The sequence below is a fragment of the Paenibacillus sp. FSL R10-2199 genome (assembly GCF_038000235.1).
GTDB lineage: Bacteria > Bacillota > Bacilli > Paenibacillales > Paenibacillaceae > Paenibacillus_AQ > Paenibacillus_AQ phytohabitans.
Genome location: NZ_JBBOBO010000001.1, coordinates 6,000,553 through 6,019,769 on the forward strand (window position 1 = coordinate 6,000,553; position 19,217 = coordinate 6,019,769).

At 52.1% G+C, this 19,217-nt stretch carries 23 protein-coding genes; 7 read left to right on the forward strand and 16 right to left on the reverse strand.

Going from position 1 to position 19,217, the window contains the following annotated elements; translation table 11 throughout:
• Positions 1-3: 3 nt before the first annotated feature.
• Positions 4-1,968 carry a glycoside hydrolase family 127 protein gene (locus NYE33_RS26425; protein ID WP_341068231.1) on the reverse strand — a complete coding sequence of 655 codons (1,965 nt, stop codon included), beginning with the start codon at positions 1,966-1,968 and terminating at the stop codon, positions 4-6.
• 167 nt (positions 1,969-2,135) lie between these two features.
• Here NYE33_RS26425 and NYE33_RS26430 point away from each other — a divergent pair, with 167 nt between their 5' ends.
• On the forward strand, positions 2,136-3,008 hold the full coding sequence (locus NYE33_RS26430; protein WP_042136268.1) for a helix-turn-helix transcriptional regulator: 873 nt from the start codon (positions 2,136-2,138) through the stop codon (positions 3,006-3,008).
• Positions 3,009-3,047: 39 nt separating this feature from the next.
• Here NYE33_RS26430 and NYE33_RS26435 read toward each other — a convergent pair whose 3' ends face one another.
• Entirely contained in the window at positions 3,048-3,266 is a 219-nt protein-coding gene (locus tag NYE33_RS26435) for a hypothetical protein (RefSeq protein ID WP_042136267.1), read from the reverse strand.
• A gap of 110 nt (positions 3,267-3,376) precedes the next feature.
• On the opposite strand from NYE33_RS26435, the gene NYE33_RS26440 reads away from it, so the two are divergent.
• The 4 genes from NYE33_RS26440 (at position 3,377) to NYE33_RS26455 (ending at position 6,003) form a co-directional block, all read left to right on the forward strand.
• Positions 3,377-3,895, forward strand: a complete 519-nt coding sequence (locus NYE33_RS26440) for a DUF3231 family protein (protein WP_042136265.1) — start codon at positions 3,377-3,379, stop codon at positions 3,893-3,895.
• A 108-nt stretch (positions 3,896-4,003) separates the two neighbouring features.
• Entirely contained in the window at positions 4,004-4,585 is a 582-nt protein-coding gene (locus tag NYE33_RS26445; RefSeq protein ID WP_039297036.1) for a YitT family protein, read from the forward strand.
• 195 nt (positions 4,586-4,780) lie between these two features.
• On the forward strand, positions 4,781-5,548 hold the full coding sequence (locus NYE33_RS26450) for a threonine/serine exporter family protein (RefSeq protein WP_042136262.1): 768 nt from the start codon (positions 4,781-4,783) through the stop codon (positions 5,546-5,548).
• Positions 5,549-5,574: 26 nt separating this feature from the next.
• A complete protein-coding gene (locus NYE33_RS26455) occupies positions 5,575-6,003 on the forward strand; it encodes a threonine/serine exporter family protein (RefSeq protein ID WP_042136260.1) in 429 nt (142 codons plus the stop codon).
• Between the two features lie 516 nt (positions 6,004-6,519).
• Here NYE33_RS26455 and NYE33_RS26460 read toward each other — a convergent pair.
• The 5 genes from NYE33_RS26460 to NYE33_RS26480 form a co-directional block, all read right to left on the reverse strand.
• Positions 6,520-7,032 (reverse strand): GNAT family N-acetyltransferase, encoded by a 513-nt coding sequence (locus NYE33_RS26460; RefSeq protein WP_042136258.1) that lies wholly within the window; start codon positions 7,030-7,032, stop codon positions 6,520-6,522.
• 6 nt (positions 7,033-7,038) lie between these two features.
• Positions 7,039-9,063 carry a Na+/H+ antiporter gene (locus NYE33_RS26465; protein ID WP_042136256.1) on the reverse strand — a complete coding sequence of 675 codons (2,025 nt, stop codon included), beginning with the start codon at positions 9,061-9,063 and terminating at the stop codon, positions 7,039-7,041.
• A 179-nt stretch (positions 9,064-9,242) separates the two neighbouring features.
• A complete protein-coding gene (locus tag NYE33_RS26470; protein ID WP_042136253.1) occupies positions 9,243-9,878 on the reverse strand; it encodes an NAD(P)-dependent oxidoreductase in 636 nt (211 codons plus the stop codon).
• A gap of 28 nt (positions 9,879-9,906) precedes the next feature.
• On the reverse strand, positions 9,907-10,767 hold the full coding sequence (locus NYE33_RS26475; RefSeq protein ID WP_341068235.1) for a beta-1,6-N-acetylglucosaminyltransferase: 861 nt from the start codon (positions 10,765-10,767) through the stop codon (positions 9,907-9,909).
• Between the two features lie 90 nt (positions 10,768-10,857).
• On the reverse strand, positions 10,858-11,724 hold the full coding sequence (locus tag NYE33_RS26480; RefSeq protein ID WP_042136250.1) for a VOC family protein: 867 nt from the start codon (positions 11,722-11,724) through the stop codon (positions 10,858-10,860).
• Between the two features lie 731 nt (positions 11,725-12,455).
• Between NYE33_RS26480 and NYE33_RS26485 the strand changes: the two genes are divergently transcribed.
• Together NYE33_RS26485 and NYE33_RS26490 are read left to right on the forward strand one after the other, a co-directional pair.
• Positions 12,456-12,770, forward strand: a complete 315-nt coding sequence (locus tag NYE33_RS26485; RefSeq protein ID WP_052421685.1) for a helix-turn-helix domain-containing protein — start codon at positions 12,456-12,458, stop codon at positions 12,768-12,770.
• Between the two features lie 5 nt (positions 12,771-12,775).
• Positions 12,776-13,708: an IS3 family transposase gene (locus NYE33_RS26490; RefSeq protein ID WP_341064582.1), complete on the forward strand. Its 933-nt coding sequence runs from the start codon at positions 12,776-12,778 to the stop codon at positions 13,706-13,708.
• A gap of 250 nt (positions 13,709-13,958) precedes the next feature.
• On the opposite strand, the gene NYE33_RS26495 is transcribed toward NYE33_RS26490, so the two are convergent.
• The 9 genes from NYE33_RS26495 to map all read right to left on the reverse strand — a co-directional run bounded on the left by NYE33_RS26495 (position 13,959) and on the right by map (position 19,214).
• A complete protein-coding gene (locus NYE33_RS26495; protein ID WP_042136247.1) occupies positions 13,959-14,633 on the reverse strand; it encodes a DUF4085 family protein in 675 nt (224 codons plus the stop codon).
• A gap of 25 nt (positions 14,634-14,658) precedes the next feature.
• Entirely contained in the window at positions 14,659-15,087 is a 429-nt protein-coding gene (locus NYE33_RS26500) for a helix-turn-helix domain-containing protein (protein WP_042136245.1), read from the reverse strand.
• A gap of 58 nt (positions 15,088-15,145) precedes the next feature.
• On the reverse strand, positions 15,146-15,325 hold the full coding sequence (locus tag NYE33_RS26505) for a hypothetical protein (protein ID WP_042136244.1): 180 nt from the start codon (positions 15,323-15,325) through the stop codon (positions 15,146-15,148).
• Positions 15,326-15,786: 461 nt separating this feature from the next.
• Complete coding sequence (locus NYE33_RS26510; RefSeq protein ID WP_042136242.1) at positions 15,787-16,071, reverse strand: hypothetical protein; 285 nt, start codon at positions 16,069-16,071, stop codon at positions 15,787-15,789.
• Positions 16,072-16,102: 31 nt separating this feature from the next.
• A complete protein-coding gene (locus tag NYE33_RS26515; RefSeq protein WP_039297077.1) occupies positions 16,103-16,525 on the reverse strand; it encodes an Rrf2 family transcriptional regulator in 423 nt (140 codons plus the stop codon).
• A 63-nt stretch (positions 16,526-16,588) separates the two neighbouring features.
• Entirely contained in the window at positions 16,589-17,437 is an 849-nt protein-coding gene (locus NYE33_RS26520; protein ID WP_042136240.1) for a HEAT repeat domain-containing protein, read from the reverse strand.
• The gene (locus tag NYE33_RS26525) at positions 17,421-18,020 is read right to left on the reverse strand and encodes a DJ-1/PfpI family protein (protein WP_042136238.1); all 600 of its coding nucleotides are present in this window, start codon (positions 18,018-18,020) and stop codon (positions 17,421-17,423) included. The genes NYE33_RS26520 and NYE33_RS26525 overlap by 17 nt, the downstream gene beginning before the upstream one ends.
• 36 nt (positions 18,021-18,056) lie before the next feature.
• A complete protein-coding gene (locus tag NYE33_RS26530) occupies positions 18,057-18,377 on the reverse strand; it encodes a carboxymuconolactone decarboxylase family protein (protein WP_042136236.1) in 321 nt (106 codons plus the stop codon).
• A gap of 90 nt (positions 18,378-18,467) precedes the next feature.
• On the reverse strand, positions 18,468-19,214 hold the full coding sequence (gene map / locus NYE33_RS26535; protein ID WP_042136234.1) for a type I methionyl aminopeptidase: 747 nt from the start codon (positions 19,212-19,214) through the stop codon (positions 18,468-18,470).
• Between the last annotated feature and the right edge of the window lie 3 nt (positions 19,215-19,217).

Consider the following 19,217-nt stretch of genomic DNA (forward strand, 5'->3'; position numbering starts at 1 on the left):
GGCTCACTCCCAAATCCATACCTTCATTTCGCCGCGGCCGCGGTTGCCCCACAGATAGTACGGGATAGCCGTTACTTCCACCGGCTGCACATCGGCTCTGGTCCGGCTGTAAAGACCGCCGTTCCAGCTCAGCCCGTCTACCCTGTAGCCCGCTTCCCTCACCACCACAGCTCCGCCAAGCAATTCCTTGTCGTAGACCTCCATGAGCTTACTGTCTCTACTCAAGGAAATCGAGCTTAGCGGTTCACTGTTATCAGCCGCTTCCAGGCAGTAGACCAGCGGTCCGCGCTGAATGGCAGTCTTCCCGGCATCGGCACGCAGATTCGGGTGGGCGTATACGCGGTGCGCTTCCATTGGAAGCTTCAGCTCAATCACGTCGCCAGCCTTCCATTCCCTGCGGATCACAGCATAACCCTGCTGCAGGCTTGCAGCAGCATCGCCTAACGCCTCTCCGTTCACTCTGATCTCCGCGTTCCCGCTCCAGGAAGGAATACGCAGCGCCATCCCGAACTCTCCGGCTTGCGCAGGATCAACCTTCAGGGTCACCGTTCCATCCCAAGGGAAACGGCTCTGCTGGCGGATTGCTACCTCTGTGCCGCCCAGTGTGGTCTTCAGCTCACTGCCGATATACAGGTTAGTGTAAAGTGTGTCGCCATGCTCAGTGTAGATATACTGATTCAGCGAGGTCAGCAGGCGTGCCACGTTCGGTGGACAGCAGGCACAGCCGAACCAGCCCTGGCGCTCTGCTTTGACATGATGTTTGCCGGGGTTGCAGCTGCAGGCTTGCGGCCATACTTCAAGCGGATTCACGTAGAAATAGTGTTTGCCGTCCTGTGCCATGGAGCCGAGCACATTATTATAAAGCGCCCGCTCCATCACGTCGGCATACCGGGCGTCCGGGGTCAATTCCAGCATCCGCTTGGCAAAAAAGATCAGCCTGATCGAAGCGCAGGTCTCCGCATAGACCGTATCATTCGGCAGATCATAATCAAAGGTGAACGCTTCACCATGATGTGTTGACCCGATTCCGCCGGTGATATACATCTGTTTCTCCGTCATATTGTTCCACAGGCGCACGCAGGCTTCGCGCAGCGCTTCATCTCCGGTAAGCCGGGCCAGATCGGCCATGGCTGTATACATATAGACTGCACGGACGGAATGTCCCAGGGCCACGCTCTGCTCACGGACCGGGATATGGGCCTGATTATAACTGACATCCACACTGCTTGTAGCCGTACCTGTCCAGTGCGTAACCCGTCCTCTTTGTTCCCACTCCTGATGCAGGAAGTTCGGTTCCTGTCCACGCTGATCGATGAAAAAGCTGCTGAGCTTCAGATATTTCTCTTCACCGGTCAGCCGGTACAGCTTCACAAGGGCCAGCTCAATTTCCTGATGACCGTCGTAGCCCTTCAGCTTCCCCTCTTCCGGTCCGAAGACGGTTTCAATGTGGTCAACGAACCGCCGCACAATGACCAGCAGCTTGTCTTTGCCGGTCGCTTCATAATAGGCCACTGCCGCTTCAATGAAATGTCCCGCACAATACAGCTCATGGCAGTCCAGCAGGTTCGTCCACCGTTTGCCCGGCTCTTTGAGTGTAAAATAGGTATTCAGGTATCCGTCTTCATGCTGTGCTTCGCCGACCAGCTCTATCATCTGATCCGCCTGACGCTCCAGTTCAGGATCACGCTTGATGCTAAGCGAATACCCCACTGCCTCCAGCCATTTTGCTACATCACTATCCTGAAAGACCCAGCCGTTGAACTCGCCTTCCCTCCTGCCGGCAGCGATTTCAAAATTGGCAATGGCATGGCTGGGTTCTGCTCCGGCCACCCGGTCATGCAGCGCCTCATACTGGTACGGAATAACGGTATCCTGAACCAGCCGGATATAACGCCCCCAGAATTCATCCTGAATAGCTACCTGCCGGCTTGTGTCCGCAGCTTGCTGAATATCTGCAAATTTACTCAAGTGTTTTCTCCCCTTTTCATTTCATCCTCGCTATTTGCAATTATAGACGGTAAAATGAATAAAAAACAGAATCATAAGCAACCCTGTTTTTGTACTATTTCACACTCGGATTACCAACCTTCTACGGAAGTCCGGCTAATAGAAAAGAGCTTGCGAAAGGAGCAGATATGCCACCCAGTCCTGCCTATATTCATCTGTCAGCACCGCCGTTCCCCTATTTCCTGGAATGCGGCCATACCGTATATTTGCCCGGCGAGCAGCATCCAAACCGCAGCCGTATGGGGAAATTCGATCTTATTATTGTAGAACAAGGCTGCCTGTTCATCGGTGAGGATGATAAGGAGTGGACGGTAACCTCCGGGCACACCCTCCTTCTGCTGCCGGACCGCTATCATTATTCAGTTAAACCCTGCGAGGAGATCACCTCCTTCACGTGGGTTCATTTTCACACGGTCGGTGAGTGGATGGAAGCGGAAGGTGATCCTGTATATGCTGAGCGGGAGAAGCATTTCCGGCAATTCCTGATTCATCCTTATACGATCCGCATACCCCAGTTCGGACCTCTCCCGGACCCCTTCGCACGGAGCGGACAGGCAGAGCAATTACTGCAGCTTAGTCAGGGACGGCGCTCCAGCTCCGTATGGCAGCAGCAGCGCATCTTTGAAGAGATGCTGCGGATGATGGATATGGCCCAGCAGGATACTGCGGGCAGCCAGGCGGCAGAGATCGCTGAACAGACGGAAGCCTACCTGCGCAATCATTTTACGGAGGATCTCACGAATGCATCCCTGGCGGATGCGCTGCATTTTCACTACAATTATCTGGCCCGCTGCATGAAACGTGTCTATGGGCTGACCCCTATGGAATACTTGACGGATTACCGGCTGGAGCAGGCCAAGCTGCTGCTGCTCAAGACAGAAATCCCTATATCCGGGATTGCAGAACGCACCGGCTTCGAGAGCACCGCCTACTTCTCCCGGCGCTTCAGCCGGAAGGTTGGCATCTCTCCCCTGCGCTTCCGCAAGCGTTACTCCCGCTGAATCTGCTGCAGAAGCGCTTCTATCCACGGAGCGGGGAGTCTACATAGGCTCTGCCGGAAGAATTCGGAATTCATGTACCTCCCGGCAATACGATAATCCCCGGATCCGGACAGATTTCGCGGTGTATGCTCTGATCTGTCCCCCCGGTTCCAGCACCTCCTCTGTACCCTCCTTCAGCACAACCGTTACCTGAACCTCCGATAGTGCCGCAGCCAGCAGCTCCATGTCGCTCTCCAGCACTTTATAGATATAATCCATCGGGCTACACCTGCTTTACTGTGACTTTATTTAGTGCACTTGAATAACGCTGATTGCACTGGACAACCTAATTTACGTTCATAACCTATTTGTAGAGGAGTTCTGTAATTATGGGAGTTCTAAACGGCAACCCCAAAGATGAACCGCTTCACTATGGTGAAATCTTCAATATGTGGCAGGTCTCGGCAACAGCCAAAATGTCCTTATCTACCTATCAGGCATTTCACTTTCATGCCGGGGACCAGGATTTGAAGAAGATTATCGATGATCTTATGGATCAGGCACAGCAGGAAATTAAGGACTGTGACAAAATCCTCAAGGTGAACGGCTTCGCGCCTCCGCCTGCACTGCCGGACCGTCCCTCCGTCAAGCTCGAGGATATCCCGGCAGGCGCAAGGTTCTCCGACCCTGAGATTGCTGCGGCCCTCTCCGGGGCAGTATCGCTAAGTCTAGTGGTCTGCAGCCAGATCATGGGCATGTCGGTCCGCGAGGATATCGGCGCAATGTTCATGAAGATCCACGCGCAAATGGCCGCCTTCGGCATGGCACTGCTCAAAATGAACAAGCAGAAAGGCTGGCTGATCCCGCCTCCGCTGCAGCTAAAGAAACCAGAGCTGGTTCACGCCTGAGCAATTCACCCCTAATCCTGCGCAAGCAGGATTTTTTGTTTTATAGCTATTTTTTTCCAGACCGGTGCATATTTATTAAGACATGCCTTAAGTCTGGAGATGCTGAAGATGCGCTCATATCCCAAGTATGTCATTATTCTGCTGGCCAGCCTGCTGATTGCAGCGGGAACCAACTTTTTTCTAGTGCCCTATAAAATACTCGATGGGGGAATTATCGGCATTGCCCTCATCATTAATTACATCTCCGGCATCAAAATCGGACTGGCCATCATTGTCTGCAGTCTTCCGATCTTCCTGCTGGCCTGGTTCCGGGAGCGGGATATCTTCTATAACAGCATCCTGGGGCTGATGACCTCATCCTTCCTGATCGAACTGCTCGGGCCGCTGCAATATTACTTTCTGTATTATATCGAACTCGGTTCCATATCCAGCGCTATTATCGGCGGCTTCCTGATGGGCAGCGGGCTCGGCCTGATGCTGCGGTTCAAAGCCAGTACGGGCGGAACAGATCTGCTGGCCAAGTTCATGAAACGTTACATTCCGCTCAATGTCGGAGTGATTATTTTCCTGACGGATTTCGTAATTATCGGCGCCGGCGGTGTACTGATCTCCAAAGAGACTTTTTTTCATTCCATACTGACTATTGTCTCCGGCGGTGTTGCCACCGGTCTATGTACGCTGGAAGACTAGACTGGACTGCAAAGAACGCGTCCTTAGGCTGTCCGGTTGCCAGAGCTTCTATGCTTCTGTGTTAAAAAATGTATATTCATATTACCTTTTTGATAAAATTTTATTATTCGTCAGAATATATGGAATAAAGGTTGAAATTTTCACACATTGCGGCGACAATCGAATAGATAACATTCCCGGGGAGGATCGACGAAGTTGGATAGCACAAGCAACAATAGCAATACTACCGCGCATGATATCATAGACCTGTGCCTGCTGGCCGGCAAAATCATGCTGCAAAGCGGCGCCGAAACCTACCGCGTGGAGGATACCATGAGCCGTATGGCCGCATCGCTCGGATTCCCTGGAGCGCATAGCTACGTTACGCCGACAGTCATTATGTTCACCACCAGCCGAACCGAACCGGTGAAGCTGTTCCGGATAGCTGAACGGACGACCGATCTGCAAAAAGTGTCAGAGGTCAATGACATCTCGCGGCGGCTGAGCGAACGCCAGCTTACCGCAGCCGAAGCCCGCGAGCGTCTGGGGATTGTCGACGACGCGGCGCATGCTTATCCGGTCTGGCTGCAGACTGTAGCTGCCGCCCTGACCGGCGCCTGCTTCACCGTAATGTTCAAGGGCAGCCTGTGGGATGCCCTGCCGTCGCTGCTGATCTCCGGGGTCGGCTTCGCCGCCGTCACCTATCTGCACCGCCTGGTCCAGATCCGTTTCTTCGCGGAGTTCATCGCCTCCTTTATCATCGGCCTGCTGGCTTTCTTCTCTGTCAGGCTTAGCATTGGACAAGAGATGGACAAGATCATCATCGGCTGCGTAATGCCGCTTGTACCGGGGCTGCTCATCACGAATGCCGTCCGTGACCTTATGGCCGGCCATCTGGTCTCCGGCCTGTCTAAGGGAGCCGATGCCTTCCTGACCGCCTTTGCCATTGGAACCGGCATCGGACTCGTGCTGTCCCTTTTCTAATTACCACTTGAAAGAGGTAGTCCTACATGATTTTGCAACTCATAACCAGTTTCATCGCTGCCTCAGCCTTCTGCGTTCTGTTTAATGCGCCGGTGCGCGCACTGCTTCAATGCGGTTTCGCCGGAATGATCGGCTGGATACTGTATCTGCAGCTGGATGACAGATGGGATACCGTTGTTGCCACCTTTGGAGCCACCGTGGTTGTCGGAGTGATCAGCCAATTTTTTGCGCGTTCCTTCAAAATGCCGGTGATTATATTCAGCGTCGGCGGAATTATCCCGCTGGTTCCGGGCGGCCTGGCTTATGATGCCATGCGCCAGTTCGTGGAGAGTGACAACAACCAGGGGATTCAGTTTGCGGTACAGGCGCTGCTGCTGTCCGGGGCCATCGCCGCCGGCCTTGTGCTGAGCGAGGTACTGGGACAGATGTTCCGGAGGAAGCACGTATCCGGATAGTTGTTCCCCCGGGGCTCCGCCCACCGGTGCGCCTTAACGTACAATAAGCCCGCTTGCCTGCAGGGACCTGGTCCTTGCAAGGCAAGCGGGCTTATTGCGTTGTATGGGGGCACACCGATGTCTGCTTCCCTATTAAGTTCACCAAACCGTCCGTATTAAATGCAATATTAACAGTAACTATACTGAGTCTATACATTTGGCAATCGGTACGTGGAATTCGCAGCACAGAACTCTCAACTCTCTAAGTCGACGCCCTGTAGCCAAGTGAGCTAATTATTGTTTGAACTGTATACATACACAAGCCTAATTGTTGTACGTATTGCAACTTGTACCTATAGATACTGGGTGATTTGTAAGAGTTGTTGTATGAAATACAATAATTTCTGTTCGTAACCGCTCAGATAAGGGGAAATGCTGCATTTAATACAACATTTCCCAATTACTCTCGATATCATGGATGGAATGTTGTATTTCGTGCAGGATTCTGGTTAAGCGGCTCCAGGGTTCGGCTCACGATTAGCCGATAATTTTCTGATAGCTGACAATATCCAGCCACCGGCCGAACTTGCGGCCGATCTCCTTGAATAAGGCGCTCTGCTCGTAGCCGTGCTTCGCGAACAGGCGGCGGCTGGGCTCATTGTCTGCACATACGGTAGCTACCAGTACATGGAACCCAAGCTCATTAGCCCGCTCTTCAATGAACCGCAGCGATTGCCCGCCCAGACCTTGTCCTCCGCTCCCGGGCTTCAGGTAAATGCTGACTTCACCGGAGGTATCGTAGGCTTCTTTGTTCTTGTGCCGGGTAATCAGCACGTAGCCCTGCAGCTCCCCGTCCTGCAGAAGGACGTATGACTTAAACCGCGGGTCCCCGTTCAGCACAGACTGGCGCATTTGCATCAGGGTCTGCGGCTCGGTATGAAACGATACGGTAGTGTTAAGTACATAATAGTTATAGATATCCAGCACACCGGCCAGATGTTCCTCAGTAATTTCTGCAAAGTGCAGCCCGCTAGCAAGCAATTCCCCCATAATTCATTAATCCTCCCATATAGATGTTTCCAGCTGATCTACGAACCGCCGCAGCTTACCCGCGATCTTGAGATTAATAGCCCCGTTCTGATACATCTCCTGCACGGTATTCCGCTGCTCCTGAATGGCCTGCAGCTTCAGCTCCAGCTTCTCGTCATCGACAACGCCGTCTTTGCTCCAGCCTTCGCCCTGCACCAGCCGGGATTCCAGCCGCTCATACTTGTCGATGACCTTCTGCGAGGCAAGCCGGTTCTCGTCGCTTATCCCGGCGCTGACGGCTGACACGGCCGCCTGACACATCGCTATCTTCGCTGTCCGGGCACTTTCAGCATTCTGCACCGCCCGCCGGCCCTCTTCCCCATTGAAGCGGCCCGAGAACAGGCCGGAGAACAGGCGCTGAATTTCAGTTACGGTGAACTTAATTTGCGTATCCAGCCGTCTGCAGAGCAGCGATTCCGTATGATCCAGCAGCTCCTCCATCTTAACGGCAACAGGGGCGGGCACCGCTCCGTTCTCCAGCATCCGCCGCAGTGCTGTGCGCTCTGCCTCCAGGCCGCTCAACCGGGCTTCAACGCCCAGCCGCCGGAACTGCTCCGTTGCCGGATCACTGTCCGGCTTGGCGGTGCACAGCCGGTCGATCTTGTCTGTGAACTCCAGTAACACCGGCTGTTTCGTCTGCTCCGGGCTTTCCGTAACCAGGCTGCGCAGCATCGACATCCCGGCATCGATCACTACATTCCTGGCTGCCAGTTCCGTATTTCCGTAGCCAATCGTCTGCACCACGGTCTCCTCTTTGTCGGCCAGCAGCGGCAGGAAGATACTGGCAATAACCAGCGACATCAGAATGACACCTGCGGCCAGAGCAATAATCAGATCCCGTTCAGGGAACGGCGTGATACCGTCCCCGAGCACGAGCGGAATGGAGAAGGCACCGGCAAGCGTAACCGCTCCGCGCACGCCGGAGATTGAAGTAATGACCTGTGACTTAAGCGGCGCCTTCTCTACCCGGCGGAACCGGCTCTCCCATAGGGAATAGGCATAGACCCAGAGGAACCGCAGCACAATGAGCAGCGCGGTAATCGCCATCACATACCCTGCAACCATGAAGTTGTTCAGCGTCTGATCACGGTAGATGACCTCCACTACATCCGGTACGGACACTCCGAGGATCAGGAATACCAGTCCGTTCAACACCAGCAGCAGCACCGACCAGGTACTGGCTGATACAAGCTGCAGCTTATACTGCGGCGATACGGCCCGGTCCTTCTCAATGGCGTACATTACACCACCGGCCACAACAGCAAGGATGCCGGATACGCCAATCTCTTCACTGATCAGATAAATGATAAACGGCGTAAGAATCTGCAGCAGCACATGGATCGTCACATCCTCCATACCGAATCTGCGGATGAATACACTGAGGCGGATCAGCAGAAAGGAGAGCGCCGCACCCAGCAGCAGACCGCCTGCGGCAATCATTACAAAGCTGAGCGATGCCTTAGGAAGCGAGAAAACTCCCGTAACCATGGCCGCGATCGCAAATTTGAAGGCAACCAGACCGGAGGCGTCATTCATCAGCGATTCACCTTCAAGGATACGGTGTATACTCTTCGGCAGATGTACCCTTCCGGCCAGCGCACCGACCGCTACAGCATCCGTAGGGGACAGAATCGCCGCCAGTGCAAAAGATGCCGCCAGCGGAATTGAAGGAATCATCCAGTTAATGGCATACCCTGCGACAAAAACCGTTACAAATACAAGCCCCAGCGCCAGCAGCAAGATCGGTGCTCTAAGATTCCACAGCTCATCACGCGGTGTCCGTCTCCCGTCATTGAACAGCAGAGGGGCAATGAACAACACAAAAAACAGTTCAGGCTCAAAGGACATATGTATTCCGGTCGGCACAAGTGCGGCGATGATCCCGAGTCCGATCTGAATCAGAGGAACCGGCACAAACGGAATGAAACGGTTCACGATATTCGATACCGCGATTAGCCCGAGCATCAGCAGCACAGCAAGAAAAGTCTCCAAGCCCCATCATCTCCCGAATATCTTTTTTCAAAATATTATATCCTATATTTGCAGCTATTTGCAGCAACTGCATAAACGCCAATAAACGGAAGACACACCGGAATTTCCGCTTGTGCCTCCCGCTATATTCTATCCAGCGTCCATCCTGCCGCCTCACTGCAGAAGCAGCAGCTTTAGGATCAGGATTCGGACACCACCGTGAACCGTTCGCCGATATGCTGCGGCTGTTCAAGCTCATCTACAATCGCAATCGCATAGTCGGCATAACTTACGTAGCTCTCGCCTTTGGAATTAACGAGCAGATGATCCTTGCCCTTCACATATGCACCTGTTCTCTCCCCGACGGCAAAATTAGCTGACGGACTGACAAACGTCCAGCGGAGTCCCTCCGTGGTTTGAAGAATCTCCAGATTCTTACCTTGGTTCAGGGCTGTCGGCTTCACAAAATCCGGGAACCCCGGTGTGTCCACAACCTTCACCGTCCGGGCTTCATCCACGTACAAGCTTCCCGCACCGCCGACGACAATCAACCGGGTATCCGGCACATTCTTAAGAGCCTCAATCAGAACATTTCCGGCCTCCACATGCAGATGCTCCTGTCCAAACGGCGCTCCGAACGCATTTATGACGGCATCATAAATCCGCAAATCTTCAGCCGTCAAGGACAGGATATCCTTTTCCAGCACCGATGCTCTACTGTCCGTTACCTTCGCAGGGTTCCGCACTATAGCGGTAACCTCATGTCCCCTGTCCAGCGCTTCCTTCACAATCTCACTGCCTGCTTTGCCGCCTGCTCCAATGACTGCTATTTTCATGATAAATGCCTCCTAAGTAGTTAGAGCCTCAAGCCAGCCGCAGAATATCGCTGATGATCTCCTTGTCGACATCCAGATCGAACTTCCGGCCCCAGAAGCAGCCTGCACCCTGTTCGCGAATCCGTTCATAATCCTCGGCCCGCAGTGTTCTGGGGAATTCCGGTCCGGTATTCCAATCCGTGTAACGTTTGATCTCATTGATTACATTATCCTTATATTTACTGTTCAAAATAATTGAATGGAAGAAGATCTCATCGCCGCAGAACGAATTCCGGAACAACCGGACGTATCCGGGATGCTCCGCGATGAATTCGAGGATATACTGCATGCATCCCCCGGTAAGTGACATCCAGTTCGAGCCCTTATACAGCGCCTCCGGCAGATCCTTCAGGCTGCGCTTAAGCCAGGGTACAGACATCACCAGATTGATATAACGGTTGCGGATCTCTGAGACAGCTTTGGCCCGGGAGACCAGGAACCGCGGATAATACACAGACACCCGGTACAGGCAGCCCCACATTTCCGCCTCATTCGGAAGCTGCAGATGCTTGACGAACTCCTGCCCTTCATGCTCCTTGAAGAAATCAGCAATCACCTTATTGGAGGCAAGAGGCAAATCCTGTCCGCTGATGATATGAACATAGTTATAATTCCCGCTTGCCCGGATCAGTTCGAAGCACTTCAGGATGCATTCAATCTGGCCGTAATGGCCCCACTGTACGTCTACCGGCTGCTCTACGAAATGAATATCTTCGCGATGGATAATTTGCTCTTCGATACCGCTTTTTTTATCCACATGAAGGAAAAACTCCACATGCTCATCCGTTAAACGATCGATCAGCAAATTAATCTGCTGAGGGCTCTTGTGACAGAGGACAACATAAGCCATTTTGAAATTGTGCAAAAGATTCATCCTTTCGCTCATTTATTTCCACATATTATAGGGGAATGAGCGAAGATGGACAAGTTTTCATTCCTCTCAGCCTTTGACAAGCAGCCGGATTCCAATATTCCACGGGTCTCTCAAGGTAGTGATGCCGCCTTCTACTTCTACACGGTACCCCGCTTGCTTCACACGTTCCGCCACTTCAGATACATCCCCGCTGCCCGGAAGCAGCAGAGTGAAATAATCGATGCCCGCCGCATTGGCCGGAGCCGCCTTAGCTCCTTGTCCCGCCCAGACATTAAGCCCCATATGGTGATGGTATCCGCCCGCCGAGATAAATAGTGCAGCGTCCCCGTAATGAGCCGTGATTGCAAAACCAAGCGCATCCACATAGAATTTCTTGGCCTCCGCCAGATCGCCTACATGAAAGTGCACATGCCCGATCACGGTGCCCGCAGGCAGTCCGGTCCAGTTCAGCCCTTCGGAAGCCGCCAGCAAGCCGTCCACATCAACCGGGTCTGTAGTCATCACCACATTGCCAGTAGGCTCATACTTCCAGGTGTCGCGCGGCCGGTCGCGGTATATCTCAATGCCGTTATTGTCCGGGTCCTGAAGATACAGCGCTTCGCTGACCAGATGATCACCCTGGCCGATCTCGATGCCCGCATCAATCAGATTACGCAGCACCAGTCCGAGACTCGGACGGTCGGGCACCAGAATCGCGAAATGATACAGTCCGGCTGCCGAATTACGGCGCAGAATCTGAGCCTGTTCAATCTCCCGCAGCACCAGCAGCACATGCACGCCGTCCGCCGTCAGTTCAACCTCACGCCCCTGCTGGCGCAGGATCTTCAGTCCGATTACATTCTGATAAAAGGTGAGCGAACGCTCCAAATTGCTTACTCTAATCTGTACAAGTCCAATTTCCAGTTCTTGCGGCAGTGCTGCTGTTGTTGTCATATAAACCCCTCCTGAATAAAAACATATGGATAATATAAAAGGCTAAACCCTCCGGTGCCGTTCGTGCTCAGTGCTGCTTAGTCTTGACTGTTTATAGAATCATCATTCAAGCTTGTAACTGTTTCCGTTACACATTAACTAACTTTAGTATAGTTGCACTCTATATGTTTGTCAATTACTTTTAAAAATCGTCCGGAGAGGCGAATCAGGCGGTAATCCAATAGTTATATCCGGTGAGATCAAAGGAATATATCCCTTAAATTCCCCATTCAGCCGACTTCCGGCGCAATCAGAGGAATTCATAACTCATTTGGTTGGTCTACCTAATCAATCAATGGCACATTGTATTCGGTTTTTCGTATACATTGGCTCATCTGTCCTATCAGTGGCACATTGTATTCGGTTTTTCGCATACATTCGGCTCATCTACCCTATCAATGGCACATTGTATTCGGTTTTTCGCACACATTCAGCTCATCTGTCCTATCAGTGGCACATTGTATTCGGTTTTTCGCATACATTAAGCTCATCTGTCCTATCAGTGGCACATTGTATTCGGTTTTTCGCATACATTCGGCTCATTTGTCCTATCAGTGGCACATTGTATTCGGTTTTTCGCATACATTCAGCTCATCTGTCCTATCAGTGGCACATTGCTCCACAGCCCCCTAATGAAGTTGGAGTCCTCCCCCATAAAAATGTAGACTGAATACAGGAGGAGGATGAACACAATGGGACACTTAACGGGAACAAGAGAGAAGGCAGCGCAAGAGGTGTTGTCTGGCATTAAGGCAGCGGTGGTTGCCCGAAAATATGGGGTGACCCCAGCGACGGTGAATCAGTGGGTGAGAGATTACCGAGGGGCCCATGGGGAACAAGATCATCCGTATCCCCAGGAGCAGGTGGAGGAACTGAAGCGCCTCCTGGAAGTGGAGCAGAAATACGAGAAGGCCGTCAAGATACTCGGCGAAAAGGAGTTAGAGATTGAGATTCTGCGTGAACTGCTAAAAAAGCCAACCCCTGCTTATCCGAAAAAATCGAGGTAGCCGACATGTTCATTAAGCAGGGGAATACCGCAGCTTTGGTACTGCGTCTCATGGGGCTAGCAGAGTCCACGTACTACGACCGTAAGAAACGCAGGTCACTGTCCCCAAAGGCCGTTCAAGGGGGGCGTGGAAGACCCCAGCCAGGCTACTCCTTTAACGAGTCTGGGGAAAAGATTAGTGACGAGGAGATCCAGGAATGGCTGCTGGAATTAATCGCTGGAGAAGAGCACGTGTACGGGTACAAACTCCTGGCCAAGTGCTTGTGGAACCAGCACCGGTTGAAGCTCAATCACAAGAAAAGCTACCGGCTGTGTCAGGCGCTGGATATCCTGCAGCCCCAGCGTCAGAAGCGCTTTAAGCATCCCCGGAAGCTGCCGGAGAACCGAGTCATTACAGGAGCGAGCCAGCTCTGGCAGATGGACATTAAATACGGGTATGTGGAGGGACGTGACCGGCATTTCTTTGTCCTGAGCATTATCGATGTGTTTACCCGTGTCATCGTCGGCTACCACCGGGGATCGTCGTGTGAGGCCAAGCACGCCTGCCAGACGCTGGCGCGCGCCATGGAGCATCACTGCGCCCCTGACAGCGCTCGCCCTGTGATCCGCACCGACAACGGCCCACAGTTCATCAGCCACCTGTTTGGCGACATGTGTGAAAGCTGGGAAATGACCCATGAACGTATTCCGCCTCGAACGCCGGATTTAAATGCTTTTATTGAATCATTCCACAGTAATATCGATCGGGATTTGTTCCGCAAAGAGGCATTCGAAACGTTCGAAGAGGCCTATGAAGCGGTGGACCGGTACATGGACTTTTACAACAATCGCAGAATGCATACGAGCCTTCGTAACCTGCCGCCAGCTACCTTTGCAGAGTGGGTGCTGACCCTAGAAGACCGCTCCCGCTTCTTCTGGCCGAGAGAAAAAGCGAAATAAAGAGCATATCTACAACAAGTACTGATTTTATACGGAGGACTCCGGGATAAGGGGGTCGCACCGATTGTATTCGGTTTTTCGCATACATTCGGCTCATCTGTCCTATCAGTGGCACATTGTATTCGGTTTTTCGCATACATTGGCTCATCTCTACGGATAAACTCCAAATTTCAATGAAATTTATCTACAACAGACGAATATCATAACTTCTTATAAAAAAGCCCGGCCAATTGGCCAGGCTGCGAAGCAGTCATCCGTTGTATTTGGGTTCACTAAGCATTTCAAATGATACATCCTGTGCAGTAATCCTAAGCTCACTCAGCGGCGGGTCCAGCAGAACCCGTAATTCAAACCCTTGTTCCACCGCATAGATCTCGGTATACAACCAGACCATTCTGTTCAGGCGTTCAGGCAGAACCAACCCGGTCACCCCGGTAAAGGTTAGTCTGATATCACACTGATAATGCATGGCTCCGCTGCAGTCCAGAACGATCTCCACAACCTCCTCCGCCGGTGCAGTATATGAAATCACCCTTGAATCATGAAGGGACTTCTCAACTAGCTGAACAGCATGTACAGGCAAGCTGTCCTTAATAGACAGATACCCTCTGTAGTATTCATCATCCAGCACCTTCATCCTGGCTTCGTATTCATTACGCCACTGCTGCGCCTGTTCTTTGAACTCAGGTTCTGGATAAGTAGAATTGATTGTTCCGTCATGAATGGATGGATGGAAGTATTCCGGAAGGTACTTCAGCAAATCCGCTTTGAGGTATTCCAGGAAATCCCTCGTCCTCTCCTTATAGCTGAGCCCCTCCGCAGCATGCCACGCAACATCCTCCAGCCAATCCTGCTCCATCTCAGGGAACACCATAAAGCCGCGCACCTGCATTTCTTCATACCATGAATATGTATAAAATTTCATTTGGCGCTCCTTTACTCCCCAAGTCTCATCTATTGGTAATCTTCGTGCCCATATATACCCTTTTTTCAAGCGTCGCCTGCTGAACCCAGTTCTGTAGTTCCGCCCGGTTAATCATGAACTGCTCATCGACTTTCATATAGGGAATTCCCGTAAGTGAACCATTATACTTTAGAACCTCGTGCTCTGCCTTGATAATATTCAGCACCTCATTCTCAGTTAAATGCAGAAATTCCGCTGCCTCCGACATTGTCATTAATGGGCTCTCAGCGGCAGTAGATACAGTCTGCTCTAACAGTTCCGCTTGCTCTTTGGCCTCCGTCTGCAACTGGGCAATCTGTGTTTCCATCGCCTTTTCATTGCTGGATGCACGTTCGTTGCTGATAATCAGACTGCTTGCGATTAAAGAAAGACCCAGAATCAGTGCTGCTCCCAGGATTGTAATTTGATTCTTCATGTACAATATCCCCTTACTCCTTTGTAAAATCAAGGTGCAGACAGTCCCCTATCTGCCGCTACAGCCGCTTGTCTATAATATGCTTGTTCTCCTTGATCTCCTTGCGGAGCAGCCGGATTTCCTGAATCAATTCGTCCAGTTTGTAGGTAGCCCTAGATCCATCAATGGCCTTGCGGATAATCAGCATAAAGACCAGCAACGACAGGAACCATATAATCAGTGCCAAAAATACCATCATATCAATGCTCTTCCCCCTTATTCCAGTAAGCCACACATGGTGTCAGTCTAAACCATCTGGAATAATGTGTAAAGCATAGATCCGCTCATGAAATAGCCTCACAAAGTGGGGCTTTGGCTTCGATTATGACTCAGTTACATTGCGGGGACCCCAAAACATATAAATTCTTATCAATCAAAAAAGGGGCCCTGCCGGGATCCGGCAGGGCCAAAGTCTATTATAAGGGGGTCATGTGATTAATATACAGGCTGAAGCTTAATGCCTGATGAAAATCACATAAAGGTTTGATGAATTTATAAGTCCTAAACAAAGAGATAGACCCTGCCGAGGCACGGCGGGGTCTATCATAAATGTATCCACTGGGGGGTGGAGACCTTTAATATACTCCCCGAACCTTAAAAGTACATAAATCTCTGCTGAAAGTTTCCTTAAGTTTCTGTGGCAGTCTACAAAATCTTACATCACGGGCCGGTGCCGCTTGAGGTTACATTCCAGCCCAGTCTGCTTTTCTTCACATAGATGTAGCTTCGCTCTGTTTGTTCAGCAAAGTACAGATTACCGTACCTTGGATCATCCTTAATCCGTCCTTCTGTAACCCTGCCTGCCAATGCAGCCGCCGGATCACGAATCAGCAGGCTCTTGCGTACAGCGAGCTCAGGGGTAGGAGAAGGACAAATGAGCAGATACAATAACCCGAGCCCGAGCAATACCGTTATATAAAAAGCAGCGCCTTTTCGCTTGCGCATAGAGTTTCGAATACCATATTCCTCCTCTGCCTCACGAAACAGGAATTTGATGTACGATCTGATCCAGTGTAACCTCCTGCAGCACATTCTCCATCGCTTTCTGCGCAAGAGAGAACACGGGAATAATTGCCCCGGCAATGTTCTTGCCGACCGGGCACTCCGGGTTCGGATGCTCGTGGACAGAGAAGAGTGAATCCTCTTCCACTGCATTGACCGCCTTGTAAATCTGCAGAAGCGTGATATCCGCGCTACTCCGGGTAAGCTTCGCACCGGCTACCCCGGGGCGTACCTCCACCAGACCGGCCTTGTTCAGCATGCCTGTAAGGCGGCGGATGACAACCGGATTCGTATTGACGCTGCCGGCGATCCACTCCGAGGTGCTTTTACCGTCTTTGTTGCTGTCTATTAAAGTTAGAATATGAATAGCGACCGCAAACCGGGTGCTGATGTTCATGGGAATCTCTCCTTCATACTGACCAGAATGCTTCCCGGCAGATGTAACAATAATAGTTACATTCTAGATAATTGTCAATCCTGCAAGGAGCTCCGTGACCTCCTCGGGGTACTTCTGACTCAGACGTTTCTTCCCCAGATTACTCTTCACGATCCGGATCATCAGCTTATCGCCGCTCCCGGCCAGTCTGCGCAGCAAGGCAAAGCCCGCATCCGGCTGGCTGGCAACAAACAGGCTAAGCGCATACTCCATTCCTTTGGATAATACGCGGAGATGCTCAGGATCGGCTTGTCTGTATTTGCCCGACAGCAGCTCGTTCAGGATTTGCTCTGACAGCTCCAGACTGTAGTCGGCACAGGCTTGTTCCTTAAGCAAGGGAGGATGCGCCAGCGCGGCAATAAAAGCACGCAGTTCCAGCACGGTCGCTTCCATTCTCCAGCCTTCAAGCAGCCTGTGCAGCAGCCCGAAGCCGAACTCTCCAATCTGCTGCAATGCCATGGCCGCCGCCTCACGAACGCGCCATCTTGAATCATTCATTGCCCTGCGCAGCCTGACTTCTATCCCGGATCTTTCTCCCTGCTCCGCATATCCGTAATACGCACCGTAAGCCAGTAAAGCACAGAATGGAAGAAATTCCTCCGGGTCATTAGCCTCCGCCTCCGCTGCAGAAATATCCGTCCAGGAAGTGAGCAGCGACAACGACTGTGCTGAAAGCCCAGTACGGGCGTAATATCGGGAGAACTCCCCGGCAAGGCTCAGGTTCGCCCGCGGACCCGGCAGCCCGCTCCGGTTCATGTAATCCTCTGCGAGCAGCGGCCATTGTTCACTGTTCTCTATCTGCTGCTGAAACGGCAATGCGGCAAGCTTGCCACTATTCACCTTCATCCCTCCGGTTTCAATGGTTTCCTTCATTGGAGTACATTACAACGCCTTGCGCATCATACGGATAGTCGATCTGCTGCTTCACGGCAGCCATAGCCTCCCGGCCGGCAAATAAGGATACCAGATATAATCCCAGATCAATTGAGGTTGAGACCCCGCCTCCGGTAATAACATTCCCGTCCTGCACAATCCGGGCCTGAACCACTTCCCGGCAATACGGCTCAAGCAGCTCATATGCCGATGCATGCGTTGTGGCCCTTCGTCCCTCCAGTAATCCGACAGCACCCAGCAGCAGGGCACCGGTGCATACGGATACCAGATATGGAACCCCGCTTGCTCCCTGAAGCCAGGAGATAAAGCTCTCGTCATGACGCAATGCCCTCGTCCCGGACCCGCCGGGCACAAATACCAGATCATACACTGATAAATCCGGCAGCACTTTACCGGTTTTGACCGTAAGCCCCATTTCATCTGTGATTTCCCCGGCCGGACCGCAGATATCCCACTCCAGCCCTTCCCCTGCTGGGAACTGGCGCAGCCTGTAGATTACATCATAAAAACCCGCGAAATCCAGAAACGTAATGCCGTCAAACAGAATAAAAGCAATTTTCACGCTACCCGCTCCTTCAATATCCGTCGTCCTGTAATTTTACTCGCTGTCGTAAGCCTGCAAAGCAACGGGCAAGGCCTGAATGACCACATTGCCTACAGCCGGAAGAGGCAGCAGGACTGCGCTTATAATCTCCTCACGGGTAGCGCCGAGTGATTTGGCATGCTTGACATGAAAGGCCAGCCCGCTTTCCAGCCTGACCGCCGCGAGTACGGAGATATAGGCAATTTCTTCTGTTTTGGCGTCAAGCGCACTTGCTGCATCCAGCTTCTGCACGACTTCCCCCCAGGCCTTCTGCTGCTCCGGTGCTTCCTTCATAAACGTCATGAATGCATTGCTGACTTGCGGTAGATTGTCCATTCTTTGTCCCTCCATTGGTAGAATACAATAATAAAGAAGTCCACCCTCTTCAGGGCAGACCGTATCTGTTCGTTCTTAGGTGCTAAGCTCTTAGGCGCTTGTCAGAATAATCGGTTTGCCTTTGGTGACCACAATCGTATGTTCGTACTGGGCAACACGGCTGTTGTCCGCCACACTGAGCGTCCATCCATCCGACTGCTGCTCTACAAAATCCGCACCCGTAGACAGGAATGGCTCTATCGTGATGACCTGTCCTTCCTTCAGCACCGTCGTTACCCGCGGATTATAGAACGGCAGGATTTCATAGGGCTTCTCATGCAACGATTTGCCGATGCCGTGGCTGCACAGATTGCGCACAACCTTATAGCCGCGCTTGTGTGCCTCCGACTCCATAACCCTGCCGATCTCGTTCACCTTCATTCCCGCTCTGAGGTGATTAATCACGCTCATCATGGTTTCCTCCGTACTCCGGCAGAGATGGACCAGCTTCTCATTATAAGGAGGCAGTTGAAAAGATACTCCGGCGTCCCCGTAGTACCCGTTCAGCTCGGCCGAGACATCAATATTGATTAAATCGCCGGCCTGGATCACCCGTTGACCCGGGATTCCGTGTGCCACCTCTTCATTGACGCTGATGCAGGTGGTTCCGGGAAAGTTATAGGTTACCTTAGGGGCAGATTTCGCGCCAAAATGGTTCAGAATCCTCGCGCCCACTTCGTCCAGCTCTGCAGTCGTCATTCCGGGAACTACACTTTTCCTCATCTCGGCGATGGTGTGGCCTACCACTTTACCGGCTGCCTTCAGTCCTTGCAAATCCTGCAGTGTCTCGCTCGTCATCCT